This window comes from Methylobacterium sp. 1030 (assembly GCF_040544715.1).
In the GTDB taxonomy this organism is placed as follows: Bacteria; Pseudomonadota; Alphaproteobacteria; order Rhizobiales; family Beijerinckiaceae; genus Methylobacterium.
In genome coordinates, this window is sequence record NZ_JBEPKM010000014.1 from 86,273 (window position 1) to 107,137 (window position 20,865).

Here is a 20,865-nt window from a genome sequence, read left to right on the forward strand (position 1 = left end):
ACGGCAGCACCGCACCGCCGAAGCCCCGATGATCGTCCGCACCCGGCCCAACCTACTGACCCTGCTGTTCACCCTGCGCGGCTCGATCGTGCCGCGGGTGGCGCCCAAGCTCGCGGGGATCGTCGCGGTCTCGTGCGCGGTGGTGTGGGCGGAATCGCGGTGGCCCGCGCTGTTCCCGGTCAGCGCGGGGGTGACGCCGTTCACCGTGGTCGGCCTCGCCCTCTCGATCTTCCTGAGCTTTCGCAACAACGCCTGCTACGAGCGCTGGTGGGAGGCCCGGAAGCACTGGGGCAACCTGATCGGCGAGGTGCGCAACCTCGCCCGCGCCCTCCCGGCCCTGCTGCCCGAGCGGGAGGCCGCGCTCCAGCTCCGGCGCCTGTCGGCCTTCGCGCACGGCCTCCACGCCCGGCTGCGCGACCTGGACGAGGCCGCCGCCGTCGACCGGACGAGCCCGGGATCGGACCTGTCCGGCCCGAATCCCACCGACTCGGTCCTGGCCGCCATCACCCGCGACCTCGCCGCGCTGACGCGCGCGGGCCGGCTCAGCGACATCCAGTTCGGCATCCTCGAGGCCCGGATCGAGGCGCTGTCGGGCGTGCACACCGCCTGCGAGCGGCTCGCCAACACGCCGCTGCCCTTCGCCTACACGTTGCTCGTGTACCGGACGGCGTGGCTCTACTGCCTGCTCCTGCCGGTGGGCCTCACCGGCTCGCTCGGCTGGGCGACCCCGGTCGTGGTGGCGCTCGTGGCCTACACGTTCTTCGGTCTGGACGCTCTCGGGGACGAGCTCGAGGAGCCGTTCGGCACCGAGCCCAACGACCTGCCCCTCGACGCCATGGTCCGCGCCGTGGACCGCATCGTCCACCACGCGCTCGGCGAGCCGATGCCCCAGGCGCTGGCGCCCGACGGGTACTGGCTGCGCTAGCGCCTACCCGTTCCAGGCACGCAGCACGGGCTCGGTGCGGTCGTGCTCGTAGCCGAGCACCGAGACGCTCGCGGTGCCGAGGACGAGGAGTGCGCCGCCCCGCGGCTCCAGGCCGATCCAGCGCGCGGCGAGCACGCGCAGGACATGCGCGCTGGAGAACACGATCAGGTCGGCGTCGCGGGCGCGGGCCCGGGCGATGACCCGGTCCGCCCGGACACCGACGTCCGCCGCCGTCTCGCCGCCGGGGCAGCCGTCGCGGAACAGGCGCCAGTCCGGCCGCTCGGCCAGGATCGCCTTCGTGGTCCGGCCCTCGTAGGCGCCGTAATCCCACTCCGCGAGATCCGGGTCGATCGTGCAGCGGTCGCCGAAACCCGCCAGCGCGCAGGTCGTGGCCGCCCGGCTCGACGGGCTCGACCAGACCTCCGCGTAGGTGCGGGCCGCCAGGCGCGGGGCGAGGGCGCGCGCCGCCTCCTCGCCCTCCGGCGTCAGGGGGATGTCGCTGCGCCCGGTATGCTGACCGGACCGGCTCCAGGCGGTCTCGCCGTGGCGGACCAGCGTGATCTGCGGGAACGGGCTCTCGGCCATGGGCGCCTCCCGGGCGCGCGGTCCGCGGCCCTGCCATCGATCCTGCCGTCAATGCGGCCGCCGCGCTACCGTCTCATCGGCTCGGCACGATCGCCTCAGGCCGATTCAAGATCGCGCTTGCGTCCGCGTCGAAACGGACATAAACATATCTTTATGTCTATCGAACGCAGGCAAGAGGCGGGGTCGATCCCCTTTCCGGAAGCCCTGGGCGTCCTGCGTGCGGCCGCGGAGGAGACGCGCCTGCGCATCCTGGCGCTCCTCGTCGAGGGTGAGCTGTCGGTCTCCGACCTCACCGACATCCTCGGCCAGTCCCAGCCGCGGATCTCCCGCCACCTTAAGCTCCTGGTGGAGGCAGGGCTGGTCGAGCGCCACCGCGAGGGGGCCTGGGCGTTCTTCCGGCTGTCCGACGCCCGCGCCGGCCTGGCGGACCCGCTGCTGTCCGGGCTCGACCGGACCGCGCCGCCGCTCTCGGAGGACCGCGCGCGGCTCGATGCCGTCCGGGCGCAGCGGGCCGAGGCGGCCACGACCTTCTTCGCCCGGCTGGCTCCCAAATGGGACGAGCTGCGCTCCCTGCACGTGCCCGAGGCGATCGTGGAGGCCGCGGTGCTCGACGCCCTGGGCGACCGCCCGATCGGCAGCCTGATCGATCTCGGGACCGGCACCGGCCGGATGCTCGGCCTCCTGGCGCCCCGGGCCGGCCGGGCCACCGGCCTCGATTCGAGCCACGCCATGCTGTCCGTCGCCCGGGCCAACCTGGAGCGCCAGGGCCTCGCGCGGGTCGATCTGCGGCAGGGCGACATTCACGCGCCGCCCTTCGCGCGGGCGAGTTTCGACCTCGTCGTGGTCCATCAGGTGCTGCATTATCTCGACGACCCGGCCCGGGCGCTCCGCGGCGCCGCGCGGCTCGTGGCGCCGGGCGGCCGCCTGCTGGTGGTGGATTTCGCGCCGCACGATCTGGAGTTCCTGCGCACCGGACAGGCCCACCGGCGCCTCGGCTTCTCGGCCGACCAGGTCTCCGGCTGGCTCGCCGAGGCCGGCCTCGCCACGGTCGCCACCCGCGATCTGGCGCCGCGCGAGTCCGGCCAGCTCACCGTCACCCTCTGGCTGGCCCAGGACGGGCTGACCGACACAGAACAGCCTCAGCGCGCCGTCGCCTGAGACACCGAACTCCGCAGACTTCGTCTGAACCGACCGACATAGAGGACGAGACCCCGATGCGCCGCTCCACCCACCGCGCCAGCCGCGACGGCTACCACCCGATCCGCGTCTCGATCGAGTTCTTCCCGCCGAAGACCGACGAGATGGAGAAGATCCTCTGGAACTCCATCGAGCGCCTCGCGCCGCTGCAGCCGAGCTTCGTCTCGGTGACCTACGGGGCCGGCGGCTCGACCCGCGAGCGCACCCACAACACGGTCGCCCGGATGGTCCGCGAGACCGGCCTCAAGCCCGCCGCCCACCTCACCTGCGTGGACGCCTCCCGCGACGAGATCGACGCGGTGGTGCAGTCCTACTGGGACGCGGGCGTGCGCCACATCGTGGCCCTGCGCGGCGACCCGGCCGAGGGCGTCGGCCACGCCTACCGGCCCCATCCGGAAGGCTACGCCTCGACCGCCGAGCTGGTGCAGGGGATCAAGCGGATCGGCGACTTCAAGGTCTCGGTCTCGGCCTACCCCGAGAAGCATCCCGAGGCGGCCTCGCTGGACGCCGACATCGACGCCCTGAAGGCCAAAGTCGATGCCGGGGCCGATCAGGCGATCACCCAGTTCTTCTTCGAGAACGAGATCTACCTGCGCTACCTGGAGAAGGTCCGGGCGGCCGGGATCACCATCCCGATCATCCCGGGCATCCTGCCGGTGCAGAACTTCAAGCAGGCGGCGAACTTCGCCCGCCGCACCGGCGCCTCGGTGCCCTACTGGCTGGCCGCCCGGTTCGAGGGGCTGGAGGACGACGTGGAGACCCGCCGGCTCGTGGCCGGCGCGGTGGCGGCCGAGCAGGTGCTCGACCTCGTGGACGAGGGCGTCAACGACTTCCACTTCTACTCGATGAACCGCTCCGACTTGGTCTACGCGATCTGCCACCTGCTCGGCCTGCGCGCCCAGGCGCCGAAGCTGGCGGCCGCGAAGGCCGCGGCTTAAATTCTCGGGGCCGCGGTCCGTCATCGCGAGCGCAGCGAAGCGACCCAGGGTAGCGCGACATCCGTGAGCGTGGCGCGGCTGGATTGCTTCGCTGCGCTCGCAAAGACGGCTTGTGTCCGAGACAGCAGCCAGGGCACGCACGAGAGACCGAAGATCCCCCTCCACCTCGTCCTGAGGGGCCGCGTGAGCGGCCCCGAAGGAGGGCTCCAGGGAACACCGAGATATCAGGCGGCCTCCTGCGAGGCCTCCGCTTCGCTCCGGCACCTCGGGACGAGGTGATCTGACAGGACGCACGATGACCGATTTTGCCCCCGTCGACGGCACCGAGATCGCGAAGGCCCTGCGCCAGCGCGCCGCGGAGAAGATCCTCGTCCTCGACGGGGCGATGGGCACCGTGATCCAGCGGCTGAAGTTCTCGGAAGAGGATTTCCGCGGCGACCGGTTCAAGGATCACGGCCACGATCAGAAGGGCAACAACGACCTCCTGATCCTGACCCAGCCCGACGCGATCCGGCAGATCCACCTCGACTACTTCCTGGCCGGCGCCGACGTCTGCGAGACCAACACCTTCTCGGGCACCACCATCGCCCAGGCCGATTACGGCATGGAGTCGATCATCCACGAGCTGAACGCTCAAGGAGCGCGGCTCGCCCGTGAGGCCGCCAAGCTCGCCGAGCAGAAGGACGGACGCCGCCGCTTCGTGGCCGGCGCCATCGGCCCGACGAACCGGACTTTGTCGATCTCGCCGGACGTGAACAACCCGGGCTTCCGGGCCGTGACCTTTGACCAGGTGAAGCAGGCCTACGTGGAGCAGGTCCGCGGCCTGATCGACGGCGGTGCCGAGCTGATCCTGATCGAGACCATCTTCGACACGCTGAACGCCAAGGCCGCAGTGGCGGCGGCGTGGCAAGTCTTCGACGAGACCGGCATCCGCCTGCCGATCCAGATCTCCGGCACCATTACCGACCTCTCGGGCCGCACCTTATCGGGCCAGACGCCGGCGGCCTTCTGGCACTCCCTGCGCCATTCCGAGCCGCTGACCTTCGGCCTCAACTGCGCGCTCGGCGCCCGGGAGATGCGCGGCCACATCGCCGAGCTGTCGCGGATCTGCGACACGCTGGTCTGCGCCTACCCGAATGCCGGCCTGCCGAACGAGTTCGGCCTCTACGACGAGAGCCCGGAGGCGATGGGCAAGCTGGTCGGCGAGTTCGCCGAATCCGGCCTCGTCAACATGGTCGGCGGCTGCTGCGGCACCACCCCGGACCATATCCGCGCCATCGCGGAGGCCGTCGCCGGCAAGGCGCCGCGGCCGATCCCCGAGGTGCCGCGCCTGATGCGGCTCTCGGGCCTGGAGCCCTTCGTCCTCACGCCGGAAATCCCCTTCGTGAACGTGGGCGAGCGCACGAACGTCACCGGCTCGGCCAAGTTCCGCAAGCTCATCACCAACGGCGACTACGCGGCGGCGCTCGACGTCGCCCGCGATCAGGTGGCAGCCGGCGCCCAGGTGATCGACGTCAACATGGACGAGGGCCTGCTCGACTCCCAGAAGGCGATGGTCGAGTTCCTGAACCTCGTCGCCGCCGAGCCCGACATCGCCCGGGTGCCCGTGATGGTCGATTCCTCGAAGTTCGAGGTGATCGAGGCCGGCCTGAAGTGCATCCAGGGCAAGCCGATCGTGAACTCGATCTCGATGAAGGAGGGCGAGGAGAAGTTCATCGAGGCCGCCAAGGTCTGCCGCTCCTACGGGGCCGCCGTGGTGGTGATGGCCTTCGACGAGCAGGGGCAGGCGGATTCCTACGAGCGCAAGGTCGAGATCTGCACCAAGGCCTACCGGATCCTGACCGAGCAGGTCGGCTTCCCGCCCGAGGACATCATCTTCGATCCGAACATCTTCGCCGTCGCCACCGGTATCGAGGAACACAACCCGTACGGCGTGGCCTTCATCGAGGCGACCCGCACGATCCGCGAGACCCTGCCGCACGCCCATATCTCGGGCGGCGTCTCGAACCTGTCCTTCGCGTTCCGCGGCAACGAGCCGGTGCGCGAGGCGATGCACGCGGTGTTCCTGTTCCACTGCATCAAGGCCGGCATGGACATGGGCATCGTCAATGCCGGCCAGCTCGCCGTGTATGACGAGATCCCGGCGGAGCTGCGCGAGCTGTGCGAGGACGTGGTCCTCAACCGCCGCGACGATTCCACCGAGCGCCTGCTGGAGGCCGCCGAGCGCTTCAAGACCGGCGCCTCGGCCCAGGCCAAGACCGCCGACCTGACGTGGCGCGAGGCGCCCGTCGAGAAGCGCATCGAGCACGCGCTGGTCAACGGCATCACCGAGTACATCGTGGCCGACACCGAGGAGGCGCGACAGAAGGCCGAGCGCCCGCTCCACGTCATCGAGGGCCCGCTGATGGCCGGCATGAACGTGGTCGGCGACCTGTTCGGCTCCGGAAAGATGTTCCTGCCCCAAGTCGTGAAGTCGGCCCGCGTGATGAAGCAGGCGGTCGCCTATCTCGAGCCGTTCATGGAGGAGGAGAAGCGCGCCAACGGCGGCGACGGCAAGCGACAGGCCGCCGGCAAGGTGCTGATGGCCACCGTGAAGGGCGACGTCCACGACATCGGCAAGAACATCGTCGGCGTCGTGCTGGCCTGCAACAACTACGAGATCATCGATCTCGGCGTGATGGTGCCGGCCGCCAAGATCCTGGAGACCGCCAAGACCGAGAAGGTCGACATCGTCGGCCTGTCCGGCCTGATCACACCGTCGCTCGATGAGATGGTCCACGTGGCGGGCGAGATGGAGCGCGAGGGTCTCGACGTGCCGCTGCTGATCGGCGGCGCCACCACGAGCCGCGTCCACACGGCGGTGAAGATCCACCCGGCCTACGCCAAGGGTCAGGCGGTCTACGTCACCGACGCGAGCCGCGCGGTCGGCGTGGTGTCGAGCCTGATCTCGAAGGAGACCCGTGGGCCGACGATCGAGAAGGTCCGGGCCGAGTACGCCAAGGTCGCCGACGCCCACAGGCGCTCGGAGGCCGACAAGCAACGGCTGCCGCTCGCCAAGGCGCGGACCAACGCGTTCAAGATCGACTGGTCGGGCTACAAGCCGGCGAAGCCCTCCTTCACCGGCACGAGGGTCTACGGCTCCTACGAGGTCGCCGACCTCGTGCCCTACATCGACTGGACGCCGTTCCTGCAGACCTACGAGTTCAAGGGCCGCTTCCCGGCGCTCCTGGACGATCCCGAGCAGGGCCCGGCCGCCCGCGCCCTCTACGAGGACGCGCAGGCGATGCTGAAGCAGATCGTCGAGGAGCGCTGGTTCAATCCGAAGGCGGTGATCGGCTTCTGGCCGGCCAACAGCGTCGGCGACGACATCGCGCTCTACACGGGCGAGAGCCGGTCGGAGCGGCTCGCCACCTTCCACGGCCTGCGCCAGCAGCTCTCGAAGCGCGACGGCCGGTCGAACACCTGCCTGTCGGACTTCGTGGCGCCGGCCGAGACCGGCATCGCCGACTATGTCGGCGGCTTCGTGGTGACGGCGGGCCTGGAGGAGGTGCGGATCGCCGAGCGGTTCGAGCGGGCCAACGACGATTACCGGGCGATCCTCGTGAAGGCGCTCGCCGACCGCATCGCCGAGGCCTTCGCCGAGCGGATGCACGAGCGGGTGCGCAAGGAGTTCTGGGGCTACGCGTCCGACGAGGCCTACGCCCCCGAGGAGCTGGTGCTGGAGAAGTACGACGGCATCCGCCCGGCCCCGGGCTACCCGGCCCAGCCCGACCACACCGAGAAGACCACCCTGTTCGACCTGCTGAAGGCGGAGAGCCGGATCGGCGTGAAGCTCACCGAGTCCTACGCGATGTGGCCGGGTTCCTCGGTATCGGGGATCTACATTGCCCACCCGGAGGCGCACTATTTCGGCGTCGCCAAGGTGGAGCGGGATCAGGTCGAGGATTACGCCGCCCGCAAGGGGATGGATGTCCGCGACGTCGAGCGCTGGCTCGGCCCGATCCTGAACTACGATCCGACGCGGTACATGCCGCAGGCGGCGGAGTAGGGGCGGGGCACCACCGTCATCGCGAGCGTAGCGAAGCGAGCCAGGGCCGCACGACATCTGTCGGCGTGACGCCCCTGGATTGCTTCGCTCCTCTCGCAAGGACGGCAGGGCGGCGCGAGCCGCCCATCCAACCTCAGCAGGTCCCCGCACCCCGCGTGTTCACGTACAGTGAATAGACCGAGTGCGTGGACGTCATCAGCAGCAGGTTGCGGTTGAGTCCGCCGAAGCACAGGTTGGCGCAGCGCTCCGGCAGGCGGATCCGGCCGATCAGCTTGGCCTGAGGCGAGAGCACGATGACCCCGTCCTCGGCCTCGCTCATCCCCCAGCCGCACCAGAGATTGCCGTCGACGTCGACCTTAAAGCCGTCCGGCGTGCCGGTCCCGGCATCGTAGAAGACGCGGCCGTTGGCGGTCCTGGTGCCGTTCTCGACCACGTCGTAGACGCGGATCAGGCGGTTGGGCTTCGCCCGGGCCTCGATCACGTAGAGCTTCGACTCGTCCGGCGAGAAGCACAGGCCGTTCGGCCCCGCCACGCCCTCAACCGCGACGCTGGCCTGTCCCGTCTTCGGATCGATCCGGTAGATGTAGCCCGGTAGCTCCGGCGCCGCCATCGACTCGTGCGGGTTCGGCCCGAAGGCCGGATCGGTGAACCAGATCGCCCCATCGGAATGGCAGACCACGTCGTTCGGCGAGTTCAGCGGCTTGCCGTCGAACCGGTCGAGCAGCGTGGTGATGGTGCCGTCATGCTCGGTGCGGGTGACGCTGCGGGTCCTGTGCTGGCAGGTGATCAGCCGGCCCTGCCGGTCGCGGGTGTTGCCGTTGGCGTAGTTCGACGGCTTGCGGAACACCGAGACCGTGCCCGACGCCTCCTCCCATTTCATGATCCGGTCGTTGACCACGTCGCTGAACAGCAGCGACCCCATGTCGCCGAACCAGACCGCCCCCTCGGCCCAGCGGAAGCCGGTGGCGACCCGCTCCACCGTTGCCGAGGCGAGCCGGTACTTGGCGAAGGCCGGGTCGAGGATCTCGACGGCCGGGTCCGGCACCCGCTGCGACGGCTCCCAGCCGGCCCCGGCCGCCCGCGCGGCGCCGAGCAGGGCCGCTCCGGCGAGCAGGCCCCTGCGTGCGATCGTCACCATGTTACCTCCCTGTGGTTGGGCCCGCCGCCTGTTGCCGACGGCTCGGGCCGGTCAGTGGATCTCGGGTTCCGGGATCCCCCCGGCGCCCTCCAGAAAGTCGAAATCGCAGCCCTCGTTGGCCTGCCGCACGTGCTGGGCGAACAGCCGGTTGTAGCCCCGCGGATAAGACCGGTCCGGCGGCTGGAACGCCTTCACCCGCGCCGCGATCTCGGCGTCGTCGAGGTGCAGGTGGATCTGCCGCCCGGGCACGTCCACGGTGATGAGGTCGCCGTCGCGCACGGCCGCGAGCGGACCGCCCGCGGCCGATTCCGGCGCCACGTGCAGGATGCAGGCACCGTAGCTCGTGCCGCTCATCCGCGCGTCCGAGATGCGGACCATGTCGCGCACGCCCTGCCGGAGCAGCACCTTAGGGATCGGCAGCATGCCCCATTCCGGCATGCCGGGGCCGCCGATCGGGCCGGCATTGCGCAGGATCATCACGTGGTCGGGCGTGACGTCGAGGTCGAGGTCGTTCACCGCCGCGCTCATCGCGTCGTAGCTGTCGAAGACCAGCGCGGGACCGGTGTGCTGCAGCAACCGCGGGTCGGCGGCCGGCGGCTTGATCACGCAGCCGTCCGGGGCGAGGTTGCCGTACAGGATCGCGGTCCCGCCCATGGCCACGATCGGCCGGTCGAGCGGGCGGATCACGTCGTCGTTGAACACCCGCATGCCGGCGAGCCCGTCGCCGATCGTTCCGCCGGTGACCGAGCGGGCGTCGAGGTGGAGGAGGGGGGACAGGCGCGCCATCAGGGCGCGGATGCCGCCCGCGATGTGGAAATCCTCCATGAGCCACTGACCCGAGGGCCGGAGGTTGGCGATGACCGGCACCTTCTGGGCGAACTCGTCGAACTCGGTGAGCTTGACCGGGATACCGGCCCGACCGGCCATGGCCACGAGGTGGATCATCGCGTTGGTGGAGCCGGCGAGCGCGTTGTGGACCACCAGCGCGTTGTCGACCGAGCGGCGGTCGAGGATGTCGGACGGCTTCAGGTCCTCCCAGATCATCTCGACGATCCGCCGGCCGCAGGCGCCGGCCATGCGCGGATGGTCGGCGTCGGCCGCCGGGATCGAGGCCGAACCGGGCAGCGATAAACCCAGGGCCTCAGTGATCGCCGTCATGGTCGAGGCCGTGCCCATGGTCATGCAGGTTCCGGCGGAGCGGGCGATGCCCGCCTCCATGTCGTTCCATTCCTGCGTCGTGATGTTCCCGGCCTCCTTCTCGGCCCAGTACTTCCAGACATCCGAGCCCGAGCCCAGGATCGTCCCGCCGAAATGGCCGCGCATCATCGGTCCCGCCGGCAGGAACACCATCGGCAGGTTCATGGAGATCCCGCCCATCACCGTGCCGGGTGTGGTCTTATCGCAGCCGCCCATCAGCACCGCGCCGTCCACGGGGTGCTGGCGCAGCAGTTCTTCCACCTCCATGGCCAGGAGGTTGCGGTAGAGCATCGTGGTCGGCTTGACGAAGTTCTCCGACAGCGACAGCGCCGGCAGCTCGATCGGGAAGCCGCCCGCCTGCCAGACGCCGCGCTTCACGTGCTCGACGCGCTCGCGGAAATGCTGGTGGCAGGGGTTGATGTCGCTCCAGGTGTTGATGATGCCGACGATCGGCTTGCCGGTGAAATCCGCCCGCTCGTAGCCCATCTGCAGCATGCGCGAGCGGTGGCCGAAGCTGCGCAGGTCGGTGGCGCCGAACCAGCGCTGGCTGCGCAGATCCTCCAGGGTCTTCTTGCGCGCGGTCATCGCTCTGTCTCCGGTCTCACGCGTTCGACCCGGCCGGGCGGCCCGCGACGAGCGTGATCGCCGCGGCGGCGAGCGCGCAAGCCGCCAGGAAATAGAGGCCGGCCTCGTAGGTCCCGGTGTAATCCTTCAGCCAGCCCAGGACGTAGGGGCCGACGAAGCCGCCGAGATTGCCGATCGCGTTGATCAGCGCGATCCCCCCGGCGGCCGCGGGCCCGGCCAGGAACTCCCCCGGCATCGCCCAGAAGGCGGGCTTGCTCCCGTAGAGCCCGATCGTGGCCACCGACATCGCCGCGAGCGCCCAGAGGCTGCCGAGCATGGGGCCGGAGACGACGAGGCCGAGGGCGGCGACCAGCGCGGCGATCGCGAAGTGCCAGCGGCGCTCGTCGCGCCGGTCCGACGACCAGCTCCAGGCGATCATGCCCAGGGTCCCGACGCCGTAGGGCACCGCCGTCGCGACCCCCGTCTCCCAGTCGGTGAGGTGCAGGCTCTTCAGGATCGGCGGCAGGAAGAAGGTGATGCCGTAGGTGGCGGTACCGATGCTGAAGTATATCGCGCCCAGCGCGAGCACGCGCCGGTCGGTCAGGACCTGCCCCAGAGTGAAGGGCCCGTGGGCCCGGACCGTGCCGTCCCGCTCCGCCGCGATCGCGGTCCCGAGCCACAACCGCTCCTCGGACGTGAGCCACGCGGCCTGTTCGGGCCGGTCGGTCATCAGCGCCAGGACCGCGAAGGCCAGCAAGATCGAGGGCGCCGCCTCGAGGAGGAACAGCCACTGCCAGCCGTGCAGGCCGAGCGCCCCGTCGAGCTGGAGCAGCGCCCCAGAGATCACCGCCGTTAGGGCGTTCGAGCCCGGGACCGCGAGGAACAGCGCGGCGACCACGCGCGCCCGGTACCGCTTCGGGAACCAGTAGGTGAAGTAGAGGATCACGCCGGGGAAGAAGCCGGCCTCGGCCACGCCCAGCAGGAAGCGCAGGGCGAGGAAGCTCGTCGGGCCGGTGATGAGCGCCATGCTGCCCGCCACCAGCCCCCAGGTGACCATGATCCGGGCGATCCAGAGCCGCGCCCCGGCGCGCTCCAGGAGGACGTTGCTCGGCACTTCGAAGATGACGTAGCCGAGGAAGAAGATGCCGGCCGCCCAGCCGTAGACCGTGGCGGAGAACCCGAACTCCCGGCTCAGCCCGAACGCGGCGAAGCCCACGTTGGTCCGGTCCATGTAGGCGACGAAGTAGATGAGGACGATCAGCGGCAGCAGACGCCGCGACACCTTGGCGACCGTCCGCCGCTCGATCTCCGGCGCCGCATCGCCCCCGCGCAATCCCGCCGCCATGGCGTCCCCCCGAGCCGAATCCGACGCGTCCCGGCCCTTTGCCGATCGCGGGCCGGGCCGGAGCGGGCCGGTGCGGCACGCTCAGCGGCCGGTCCGCGTCCGCCAGGCGGCGAAATCGGCGAGGCTCTGCTCGTCGGTGGCAGGGTAGAGGCCGAGGATTGTGCGGCCCTTGCGTACCTCCTCGGTGACGAAATCCTCGTAGGCGGTCATCTCCACGGCCTCGTCGGCGACCGCGTCAGCGAGGTGGGCCGGGATCACCGCCACCCCGTCGCCGTCGCCGACGATCACGTCGCCGGGGAAGACGGGCGCGTCGCCGCAGCCGATCGGCACGTTGATGTCGATCGCCTGGTGGACCGTGAGGTTCGTCGGCGCCGACGGGCGCGCGTGGTAGCTCGGCATCTCGAGCCGGGCGATCTCGTCGGCATCGCGGAAGCCGCCGTCGGTGACGAGCCCGGCGCAGCCGCGCACCATCAGCCGGGTCGCCAGGATCGAGCCCGCGGAGGCGGCCCGGGCGTCCTTCCGGCTGTCGATCACCATCACGGCGCCGGACGGGCACTCCTCCACGGCCTTGCGCTGCGGGTGCGCGCGGTCGCGGAACACCGTGATCGGGTTCAGGTCCTCCCGGGCCGGGATGTAGCGCAGGGTGTAGGCCTCGCCGACCATCGTCGGGCCGCCGGCCTTCAGGGGCAGCACGCCCTGGATCATCTGGTTGCGGAAGCCGCGCTTGTAGAGGGCGGTCATCAGCGTGGCCGTGCTGACGGTCTTCAGCTTGGCGCGCGTCTCAGGGGACAACCCGGACATCCGCTTCTCCTCCCCGGGCCTCGGTCTCGGCACCCGCGGACGGTGACAATCACGCGTCGCTTGCGCCGGCCTTGGCTCCCGCCCGCGCTGGGCGCGGACTGATATCCCAGCTCTTGAGTAACACGGGGCGCCGCGCCATTGTCAACCGGCGCGGGTCGCGACAGACACGGGCGGAGATCGACGGGGAAGCCCTTGGCCGAATTGGACTTTGTGGGCGGCGGCAGCGCCTCGGCGGCGGAGGCGCGCAGGCCGCGCTCGCTCGCCGAGACCGCCTACGACGCCATCGAGCAGATGATCATCAGCCGCCGCCTCGCGCCGGGCGCGATGGTCTCGGAGGGCGAACTCGGCGCGGAGCTGGGCCTCGGCCGGACCCCGGTCCGCGAGGCCCTGGCACGGCTGAAGACGATCGGGTTCGTGGAGGTCCACCCGCGCCGCGGCGTCCTCGTCACCCAGGTCGACATCATCAGGCACCTCGAGCTGCTGGAGGTGCGGCGGCCCCTCGACGAGACCGTGGCCCGCTGCGCCATCGCGCGGGGCACCGAGGACGACATGGCGCGGCTGCTGGACCGCGTCGGCGGGCTGCGCCGCACCGCGGAGGCCCGCGACCGGGAAGCGTATTTCCGGCACAAGCGCGCCCTGCACGAGGGGCTGGTCGGCGCCGCCTACAACCCGACGCTCGCCGGCACCATGGCGGCGCTGCACGCGCAGTCGCGCCGGTTCTGGTACACCTACGAGCCGACCGCGAGCTTCCCGGACTGCGCCGCCATCCACGCGGCGATCGTGTCGGGCATCGCGGCGCGCGACGCGGGGGCGGCCCTTGCCGGGATCGGGACGCTGTTCGACTTTCTCGACCGGATGACGCGCCGGGCCCTCGACCGGCGCCCCCTGGTCTGACAGGTTGACCGCCCCGAACCCGCCCCTATCCTGAGACTGGGATATCAGACGCATCTCAGCGGCGGGCGGATCCACGGCCGATCCCGGCGCCATGCCCCGGACGCGGCCCGAGCGCCAGGGAGGAACGGCTTGAGCGGATTGCCCCCACGCACCGGCGCGCAGGTGCTCGTCGACCAGCTCCGCGCGCAGGGCGTCGAGCGCGTGACCTGCGTCCCCGGCGAGAGCTATCTCGCGGTGCTCGACGCCCTGCGCGACAGCGGCATCGACGTGCTGGTCTGCCGGCAGGAGGGCGGCGCGGCGATCATGGCCGAGGCCGCCGGCAAGCTCACGGGCCGCCCTGGCATCTGCTTCGTGACCCGGGGGCCCGGCGCCACCAACGCCTCCGCCGGCGTGCACATCGCCCGCCAGGATTCGACGCCGATGATCCTGTTCGTCGGCCAGATCGCCCGGCGCATGCGCGACCGCGAGGCCTTCCAAGAGGTCGACTATCGCCAGATGTTCGGCGGCGTCGCCAAGTGGGCGGTGGAGATCGACGACGCGGCGCGCATCCCGGAGATCCTCGCCCGGGCCTTCCGGGTCGCGCTGCAGGGCCGCCCGGGCCCCGTCGTGGTCGCCCTGCCGGAGGACATGCTCGACGACGTCGCGGCCGTGCCGGACGCGCCGCGCGTCGTCCCGGCCGCGCCGGCCCCGTCGGGGGACGATCTCGCGCGCCTGCGGGCCATGCTGGCGGAGGCGCGGCGGCCGGTGGTGCTGCTCGGCGGCTCCCGCTGGACGGAAGGCGCCGTCGCCGCCCTGGCCGCCTGGGCCGAGCGCCACGACCTGCCGGTGGCGGTCTCGTTCCGGCGGGCGCAGCTCTTCCCCGCCGACCACCCGAACTTCGCGGGCGAGCTCGGGATCGGGCCGAACCCGGCGCTGCTCGCCCGGATCCGGGAGGCCGACCTGCTGCTGATGGTGGGCGGGCGCCTCTCCGAGATGCCGGCGCAGTCCTACGGCCTGCTCGGCATCCCCGATCCCGGCCTGCCGCTGGTCCACGTCCACGCCGACGCGGCGGAACTCGGCCGGGTCTACCAGCCGGCGCTGGCGATCGAGGCGGCGCCCGAGACCTTCTGCGCGGTCCTGCCGGAGTTCGAGGCCACCGGCACCGGCCGCGCCGCCGAGGCCCATGCCGCCTACCGCGCGTGGTCCGAGACGCCGGAGCCGAAGCCCGGCGCGTTCCAGTACGGCGCGGCGATCGCGTGGCTGCGCGAGCGGCTGCCGCCGGACGCGGTGATCTGCAACGGCGCCGGCAACTTCGCCACCTGGGTCCACCGCTATTACCGGTTCCGCGCCTTCGGCACGCAGCTCGCACCGACCTCCGGCTCGATGGGCTACGGCCTGCCCGCCGCCGTGATGGCGAAGCGCAGCCGCCCGGAACGGATCGTCGTGGCGCTGGCCGGCGACGGCGACGTGATGATGACCGTGCAGGAATTCGCGACCGCGGTTCAGTACGGGATCGCCGTCGTGGTGGTGGTGCTCGACAACGGCATGTACGGCACGATCCGGATGCACCAGGAGCGCGAGTATCCCGGCCGCGTCTCGGCGACCGAGCTGCGCAACCCCGACTTCGCGGCGCTGGCCCGCGCCTTCGGCGGCCACGGCGAACGGGTGGAGCGCACCGAGGAGTTCGCCCCCGCCTTCGAGCGCGGCCTCGCCTCCGGGCTGCCGGCGATGATCCACTGCCTCGTCGATCCCGAGGCGCTGACCCCGACCATGACCCTCGCGGCCATCCGCGAGAAGGCCCTGGCGGCGCAGCGGGGCTGACCGCCCGCACGCGCGCCGTCCCGGTGCGGCCCGCCCGCACCCCCACCGAGAGGAGCAGCTCATGACCCTGCGCGGCGAGAACCTGATCGGCGCCGAGGCGCGGCGCGGCACCGAGGCGGCCTTCCGGGCCGTCGAGGCGGCCACCGGACAGGCCCTGGAGCCGGACTTCCCGGGCGCGAGCCGGAGCGACCTCGACCGGGCCTGCGCGCTCGCCGAGGCCGCCTTCGACACCTTCCGCGAGACCGACCCGGAGGCGCGGGCCGGCTTCCTGGAAGCGATCGCCGCGAACATCCTGGAGATCGGGGATGACCTCGTCACCCGCTGCATGGCCGAGACGGGGCTGCCCCGGCCGCGGATCGAGGGCGAGCGCGCCCGGACGGTCGGCCAGCTGCGCCTGTTCGCCGGCGTCGTCCGCGAGGGCAGCTACGTCGAGGCGCGGATCGACCCGGCCCTGCCGGACCGCAAGCCGCTGCCCCGTCCGGACCTGCGCCTGCGCCGGATCGCCGTCGGCCCGGTGGCGGTGTTCGGCGCCTCGAACTTCCCGCTGGCCTTCTCGGTGGCGGGGGGCGACACCGCCTCGGCCCTGGCGGCGGGCTGCCCGGTGGTGGTCAAGGCCCATCCCGCCCATCCCGGCACCTCGGAGCTCGTCGGCCGCGCCGTCCAGAAGGCGGTTGCGTCCTGCGGCCTGCCGGAGGGGACCTTCTCGCTGCTGTTCGATGCCGGCCAGTCGATCGGGCAGGGGCTGGTGGCCGATCCCCGGATCGCGGCCGTCGGCTTCACGGGCTCGCGCCGGGGCGGCACCGCCCTGATGGCGATCGCGGCCGGGCGCCCGTCGCCGATCCCGGTCTACGCCGAGATGAGCAGCATCAACCCGGTGCTGCTGTTCCCCGGCGCGCTCGCCGCGCGGGGTGCCGCGATCGGCAAGGCATTCGCGGCCTCGCTGACGCTCGGCGCCGGGCAGTTCTGCACCAATCCCGGCCTGATCCTGGCGCTGCCGGGTCCGGGTCTCGACGCCTTCCTCGAGGCGGCCGGCGCGGCCCTGCGCGAGAGCCCGGCCGCGACCATGCTGACGCCCGGCATCCAGCGCGCGTACCGCGAGGCCGTGGCGCGGGTGGCCGGCCACGCCGCCGTCACCCGCATCGCCGAGGGCACGGAGGGCGGGGCGACCCAGGGCCGGGCGACCCTGTTCGCCGCGGACTCGGACGTGTTCCTGGCGGATCCCGAGCTGCAGGAGGAGATGTTCGGCGCCTCGGGGCTCGTGGTGCGCTGCGCGGACTTCGCCGCGATGCGGGCGGTCCTGGAGCGTCTGGAGGGTCAGCTCACGGCCTCGCTGCACCTCGCGCCGGAGGATCACGCGGCCGCCCGGGACCTGCTGCCGCTCCTGGAGCGCCGCGTCGGCCGGATCCTGGTGGACGGGTTCGGGACCGGCGTCGAGGTGGCGCACGCCATGGTGCATGGTGGGCCTTACCCGGCGACCTCGGACGGGCGCACGACCTCGGTGGGCAGCCTCGCGATCGACCGGTTCCTGCGGCCGGTGAGCTACCAGGACGTCCCCGACGCCCTGCTGCCGGCGGCGCTCCAGGCCGCCAACCCGCTGGGCCTGCCCCGCCGGATCGACGGCACGCCCGAGCGCCGCTGAGCGACGGCTTGCGGGGGCCGGGAGGCCGCGATCCGCCGCTTGCCAGGGGCGGGCGCGGCGTCTAGACAGCCTCCGCTCACCTTGGGGCGTCGCCAAGTGGTAAGGCAGCGGTTTTTGGTACCGCCATTCCCAGGTTCGAATCCTGGCGCCCCAGCCATCCCCCGATTTCGCGTGCCGATCCCGTAGGTTAGGCGGAACCACCCTTGGGTGGCGCCTGAGTGGTCCACATCGCTGGTCCACATCAGGGGCTTCGGGGTGCGGCACGGGCACTACCTTCAGAAGCGGGGCGACCGCTACCGGTTCCGGGTACGACTGCCGGCCGGGATTGCGCCATTCACCCTGCCGGGCGAGATTGTCGTGAACCTGAAGACGAATTCGCGGCCCCTCGCTATCACGCGGGCGCGGGCGCTCCGCGTAGCTCTGGATCCGCTCTTGACCGACCTCGCCCTGACCCTCGACCGTCCCGAAGCCGACCGTCTGGTTCGCGGCTGGATCGACCGGCACGCTCAGGAGTGGGAGGTGAACATCGCCACCACCGGCGGCCTCGCCTACTTCACGAAGGCGGAGGGCGAGGTGATGGGACCTGCCCAGTCTCGGGAGATGGACGACCTGATGCGGGTCGTCGGCGACATGATGGTCCGCCCCCGGCTGAAGGCCACGGCCCAGGCGGCGCTCTCGGGGCGCCGGCCCGACGCGTTGCAGAGCCTTGAGCCCGTCGTGGCGGGGGCCATGGAGGACATCGCGCCGGAGATCGACCGGGACAGCCCGGACGGCCACTTCCTCGCCCGAACCATCCTGCGGGGGTTTGCCACCCTCCTTGACGAGCGTGCCGAGGCCGAGCGTGGCAGCCTCACGCCTGTACCGCGCCATGTGGCGCCCCGCCGGCTTGAGAAGCCGGCGGCCCCGCCACCCTCGATCCCGTTCCTGTCGCGGTGGACCGAGTTTGAGACAGCGAAGCGCAACGACGGCCGCTGGAAGGCCGACACGGCCTCGAACGCGGCCTCGTCCCGCAAACTCTTCCTTGGGCTCATGGGCGAGAAGGCGGCGTCGGCGGTGAAGCGGCAGGACGCGTCGGAGTGGCGTGCCCTCCTGTTCCGCCTCCCACGGCTCTACGACAAGGCACGCGACTGGCGTGACCTCCCCGTGCGCGAGATTATCCAGTCCGCCGACGCTCGGGATGCGGTGGCCGAACCCGGGGTTGAGCCCGTGGCTCGCCTTAAGCTCGCCACCGTGGACAAGCACTTCGGCAACCTTCAGGAGTACTGGGACTGGTTGCATACGAACGGTCACGTTCCCCAGGCGGACACGAACCCGTTCGAAGGCTTCATTCAGTCCAAGCCCAAGGGGCGGCATGCCCGGCACGAGCGGGATGCTTGGCCGCAGGCGATGGTCGAGAAGCTCTTCACCTCACCGGTGTTCTCGGGCTGCAAGAATCTACAACGTCGAACCGTTGCAGGATCGATGGTCTACCGGGATGCCCGGTTCTGGGTCACGCTCTGGGGGCGGCTCACAGGTGCGCGCGAGGACGAGATCTGCTCGCGAGTCGTGGGCGATATTGAGTTCGTTGCCAACATCGCCATCCTGCGCATTCGGGCCAGCAAGACCGTAGAAAGCCCGCGCGACCTTCCGGTTCCCGAAGCCCTGCTCCGCATGGGTTTTCTTGAACATCGGTACTTCGGGCGCGACCCGAAGGAGCCCTTGTTTCCTGAGCTGATCCCGCAAGGTCCAGGAAAGCGCCGCTCTGCGGCATTCTCTGGGTGGTTCACGTACTACCGAGTGAGGACCGAAACCTACAAGGCGCTGGTCGACTTCCATTCATTCCGGCACAACGTCTCGACCGACTTGCAGAACATGCCCGGCCTGAACATGGGCTGGGCCGACGAGATCACGGGTCACGACAGCCCTATTCGGGCGAGCGAGCGCCAGCGCTACGCCAAGGGTGTCTTCATGAGCCACCTCAAGGAGACCCTCGACCGCATCGAGATCGGCGTGGACCTCACCCATCTCGACTACCACGGTCCTCGGGGCGTGGCGGCGCCCGGCGCGGCCGAGGAGCGCAGGGAGTTCGTCGCCCTCGCCGAGCGGGACATGCAGTTGAAGGCAACGCGTGCGGGAAGGGCCAGAAAGCCGCGACGCTGATGGCGGTGGGAACGGGCCATCGACATATGCATGCAAATCGTCAAGCTTGGGTAATACCCCGTCGCCGTGGCGGGCTGCCGATGCCCGCCCATGCTCCTCGACCCATCCTCCGCTGCTCCCGACCACGGCTCGGCGCCCCATGCGCGCAGGGAACGACGGCGGTCGCGCAAGCCCGCGCTGACCCGCGCCGAGGCGGCCCGTGCCGATACCCGCACCTGCACGATCCTCGAAGCCCACAACATCGATTTCCGCCCTGCCTACGAAACCGTCCTTGTGGCCCTCTCCACGGGGGCGCAGTATCCCCTTAAGGAGACCCGGGACAGGCCACTCTTCGCAGCCCAGTTGCGGTGCCGGGCGGCGGCCATGTGCCTGACCTTCGACGCCTACCGCCAGCGCCACGACCTCGGGAACCTGCGCCTCATCGGCCTGCGGCCCCGGCAGGGGAAGGCCCGACCCGGGACCCTCGCCCAGGCGCTTGCCGCCTTCGCCCGGGACTACGACCGGCGCGTGGGGCGCCTCGTCACGGCCGGCACGATCCGCCCGATGCTGTCGGTCGTCCACATCCGCTACGATGTGACGCTCGGCTTGTGGGATATCCACGCCCATGCCCTGTGGGCCGTAGCGGACGACAAGGTCGATGCCATGTGGATGGGCCTCGGCACGAAGTTCGCGGACAAGTGGATGGACGGGAACAAGGTCAAGAGGCCGGGCGCCGCAGCGAACTACTGCGTCTCTCGCGTCATCGACCACCGCGAAATCATGACGTGGCCCGAAGAGGCTATCCTGGAAGTCTGGAACTTGCCGCGGGTCCGCCTGATGCGGCCAGCCGGGGCCTTCCGCGTCTACCGTGGCACCCTTGAGGGCAAGAAGGTCTGGCGCGAGGGCCACCGCGTCATGGTCGAAGAGCGTCCGGACCTTGGCCCCCGCTGCAAGGCTGCCAAGCGCCCAGGACCGGCGGTGGAGGCGGGTCGGGTGGTTGCCATCGCGAAAAGGAGGGTTGCGGGTGAGGAGACCCTGTGCGCGGTCGTCAAGCGCCCGCGGGCTGCGAAGAACGCCCACGGAATCGATGCCGGGGCCCAGGCCCCGTCGCGCGTGCGCGTAGACCTCGCCTACGGCGAGTACCGCCGTAATTCCCCATCCGCCGATCCGATGCCGCCCCGAACCGCTTTGGCCCCGTGCCCCGTGGTGCCGGCTGCCCCAGTCACCTTTGCGCCCAGGAAAGCCGCCAGGGGGGCCTTGCGCGCTCTCCCGCCCCGGAAGACGTGGATGCTCGCGGCGTGGCCCCCAGGCCCCCTTGGCCGGCTTCCAAGAGCCATCGCCCGCCGGCTCGCCAAGCCGACTGCGGAGCCCCCGTGATCACGTCGCCATCCCGGCGTCTCGGCGTCGCCTCGCTGGCTCCCGTGCCAGTCCGGGACCATCTCGGGCCGGACATTTCGTCGGGCCATCCGCTAGGTCAGACGGCCTCCTTGTGGCGGTCCTGCGCCATCGTCACCGAGAGCTAGGACGGCATCGCCTCGACGGCGCCCCCTCCATCACCATCGTCAGGCGTCCAACGTGGCCCGCCGGGGCGATGAATTGGCCGACCCCGTGGCTTCAGTACGCTTCCTCGACTGCGGCGCCCGTGCCGTACAGCATCACCCTGACCACGAGACCCC

At 70.9% G+C, this 20,865-nt stretch carries 14 protein-coding genes, 1 tRNA gene and 1 pseudogene; 11 read left to right on the forward strand and 5 right to left on the reverse strand.

Going from position 1 to position 20,865, the window contains the following annotated elements; all coding sequences use genetic code 11:
* Positions 1–28: 28 nt before the first annotated feature.
* Positions 29–925 (forward strand): bestrophin family protein, encoded by an 897-nt coding sequence (locus ABIC30_RS20735; protein WP_091927527.1) that lies wholly within the window; start codon positions 29–31, stop codon positions 923–925.
* A 3-nt stretch (positions 926–928) separates the two neighbouring features.
* On the opposite strand, the gene ABIC30_RS20740 is transcribed toward ABIC30_RS20735, so the two are convergent.
* Complete coding sequence (locus ABIC30_RS20740) at positions 929–1,510, reverse strand: histidine phosphatase family protein (RefSeq protein WP_354456040.1); 582 nt, start codon at positions 1,508–1,510, stop codon at positions 929–931.
* A gap of 153 nt (positions 1,511–1,663) precedes the next feature.
* On the opposite strand from ABIC30_RS20740, the gene ABIC30_RS20745 reads away from it, so the two are divergent.
* From ABIC30_RS20745 to metH, 3 genes are all read left to right on the forward strand, one after another.
* Positions 1,664–2,668 (forward strand): ArsR/SmtB family transcription factor, encoded by a 1,005-nt coding sequence (locus tag ABIC30_RS20745; RefSeq protein WP_331326809.1) that lies wholly within the window; start codon positions 1,664–1,666, stop codon positions 2,666–2,668.
* Positions 2,669–2,724: 56 nt separating this feature from the next.
* The gene (metF, locus tag ABIC30_RS20750; RefSeq protein WP_331326808.1) at positions 2,725–3,645 is read left to right on the forward strand and encodes a methylenetetrahydrofolate reductase [NAD(P)H]; all 921 of its coding nucleotides are present in this window, start codon (positions 2,725–2,727) and stop codon (positions 3,643–3,645) included.
* A gap of 295 nt (positions 3,646–3,940) precedes the next feature.
* Positions 3,941–7,693, forward strand: coding sequence for a methionine synthase (metH, locus tag ABIC30_RS20755; protein WP_331326807.1), 3,753 nt, complete (start codon positions 3,941–3,943; stop codon positions 7,691–7,693).
* Between the two features lie 133 nt (positions 7,694–7,826).
* On the opposite strand, the gene ABIC30_RS20760 is transcribed toward metH, so the two are convergent.
* The 4 genes from ABIC30_RS20760 to ABIC30_RS20775 form a co-directional block, all read right to left on the reverse strand.
* Positions 7,827–8,831: an SMP-30/gluconolactonase/LRE family protein gene (locus ABIC30_RS20760; protein ID WP_354456041.1), complete on the reverse strand. Its 1,005-nt coding sequence runs from the start codon at positions 8,829–8,831 to the stop codon at positions 7,827–7,829.
* Positions 8,832–8,882: 51 nt separating this feature from the next.
* Positions 8,883–10,613 carry an L-arabinonate dehydratase gene (gene araD / locus ABIC30_RS20765; protein WP_354456042.1) on the reverse strand — a complete coding sequence of 577 codons (1,731 nt, stop codon included), beginning with the start codon at positions 10,611–10,613 and terminating at the stop codon, positions 8,883–8,885.
* 16 nt (positions 10,614–10,629) lie between these two features.
* Positions 10,630–11,937, reverse strand: coding sequence for an MFS transporter (locus ABIC30_RS20770; protein WP_354456043.1), 1,308 nt, complete (start codon positions 11,935–11,937; stop codon positions 10,630–10,632).
* An 81-nt stretch (positions 11,938–12,018) separates the two neighbouring features.
* Positions 12,019–12,738: a ribonuclease activity regulator RraA gene (locus tag ABIC30_RS20775; RefSeq protein WP_354456044.1), complete on the reverse strand. Its 720-nt coding sequence runs from the start codon at positions 12,736–12,738 to the stop codon at positions 12,019–12,021.
* Positions 12,739–12,930: 192 nt separating this feature from the next.
* Between ABIC30_RS20775 and ABIC30_RS20780 the strand changes: the two genes are divergently transcribed.
* The 7 genes and pseudogenes from ABIC30_RS20780 to ABIC30_RS20810 all read left to right on the forward strand — a co-directional run bounded on the left by ABIC30_RS20780 (position 12,931) and on the right by ABIC30_RS20810 (position 20,566).
* Positions 12,931–13,632 carry a GntR family transcriptional regulator gene (locus ABIC30_RS20780; RefSeq protein WP_354456045.1) on the forward strand — a complete coding sequence of 234 codons (702 nt, stop codon included), beginning with the start codon at positions 12,931–12,933 and terminating at the stop codon, positions 13,630–13,632.
* A gap of 129 nt (positions 13,633–13,761) precedes the next feature.
* Positions 13,762–15,432: a thiamine pyrophosphate-binding protein gene (locus tag ABIC30_RS20785; RefSeq protein ID WP_091680365.1), complete on the forward strand. Its 1,671-nt coding sequence runs from the start codon at positions 13,762–13,764 to the stop codon at positions 15,430–15,432.
* A gap of 61 nt (positions 15,433–15,493) precedes the next feature.
* The gene (locus tag ABIC30_RS20790) at positions 15,494–17,071 is read left to right on the forward strand and encodes an aldehyde dehydrogenase (NADP(+)) (protein WP_091680364.1); all 1,578 of its coding nucleotides are present in this window, start codon (positions 15,494–15,496) and stop codon (positions 17,069–17,071) included.
* A gap of 82 nt (positions 17,072–17,153) precedes the next feature.
* Positions 17,154–17,228: transfer RNA gene (locus ABIC30_RS20795), tRNA-Gln, on the forward strand.
* Between the two features lie 98 nt (positions 17,229–17,326).
* Positions 17,327–17,494: pseudogene (locus ABIC30_RS20800) on the forward strand (DUF6538 domain-containing protein); the annotation flags it as partial.
* Between the two features lie 9 nt (positions 17,495–17,503).
* Positions 17,504–19,210, forward strand: coding sequence for a site-specific integrase (locus ABIC30_RS20805; protein ID WP_354456078.1), 1,707 nt, complete (start codon positions 17,504–17,506; stop codon positions 19,208–19,210).
* Positions 19,211–19,300: 90 nt separating this feature from the next.
* On the forward strand, positions 19,301–20,566 hold the full coding sequence (locus ABIC30_RS20810; RefSeq protein WP_354456046.1) for a hypothetical protein: 1,266 nt from the start codon (positions 19,301–19,303) through the stop codon (positions 20,564–20,566).
* The last annotated feature ends 299 nt before the right edge of the window (positions 20,567–20,865 follow it).

Bases quoted from the DNA above. Each gene is read 5' to 3' on its own strand.
- ABIC30_RS20740 (WP_354456040.1), bottom strand. From the start codon at position 1,510: ATGGCCGAGAGCCCGTTCCCGCAGATCACGCTGGTCCGCCACGGCGAG.
- ABIC30_RS20775 (WP_354456044.1), bottom strand. From the start codon at position 12,738: ATGTCCGGGTTGTCCCCTGAGACGCGCGCCAAGCTGAAGACCGTCAGC.
- metF (WP_331326808.1), top strand. From the start codon at position 2,725: ATGCGCCGCTCCACCCACCGCGCCAGCCGCGACGGCTACCACCCGATC.
- ABIC30_RS20735 (WP_091927527.1), top strand. From the start codon at position 29: ATGATCGTCCGCACCCGGCCCAACCTACTGACCCTGCTGTTCACCCTG.
- ABIC30_RS20760 (WP_354456041.1), bottom strand. From the start codon at position 8,831: ATGGTGACGATCGCACGCAGGGGCCTGCTCGCCGGAGCGGCCCTGCTC.
- ABIC30_RS20745 (WP_331326809.1), top strand. From the start codon at position 1,664: ATGTCTATCGAACGCAGGCAAGAGGCGGGGTCGATCCCCTTTCCGGAA.
- metH (WP_331326807.1), top strand. From the start codon at position 3,941: ATGACCGATTTTGCCCCCGTCGACGGCACCGAGATCGCGAAGGCCCTG.
- araD (WP_354456042.1), bottom strand. From the start codon at position 10,613: ATGACCGCGCGCAAGAAGACCCTGGAGGATCTGCGCAGCCAGCGCTGG.
- ABIC30_RS20770 (WP_354456043.1), bottom strand. From the start codon at position 11,937: ATGGCGGCGGGATTGCGCGGGGGCGATGCGGCGCCGGAGATCGAGCGG.
- ABIC30_RS20790 (WP_091680364.1), top strand. From the start codon at position 15,494: ATGACCCTGCGCGGCGAGAACCTGATCGGCGCCGAGGCGCGGCGCGGC.
- ABIC30_RS20810 (WP_354456046.1), top strand. From the start codon at position 19,301: ATGCTCCTCGACCCATCCTCCGCTGCTCCCGACCACGGCTCGGCGCCC.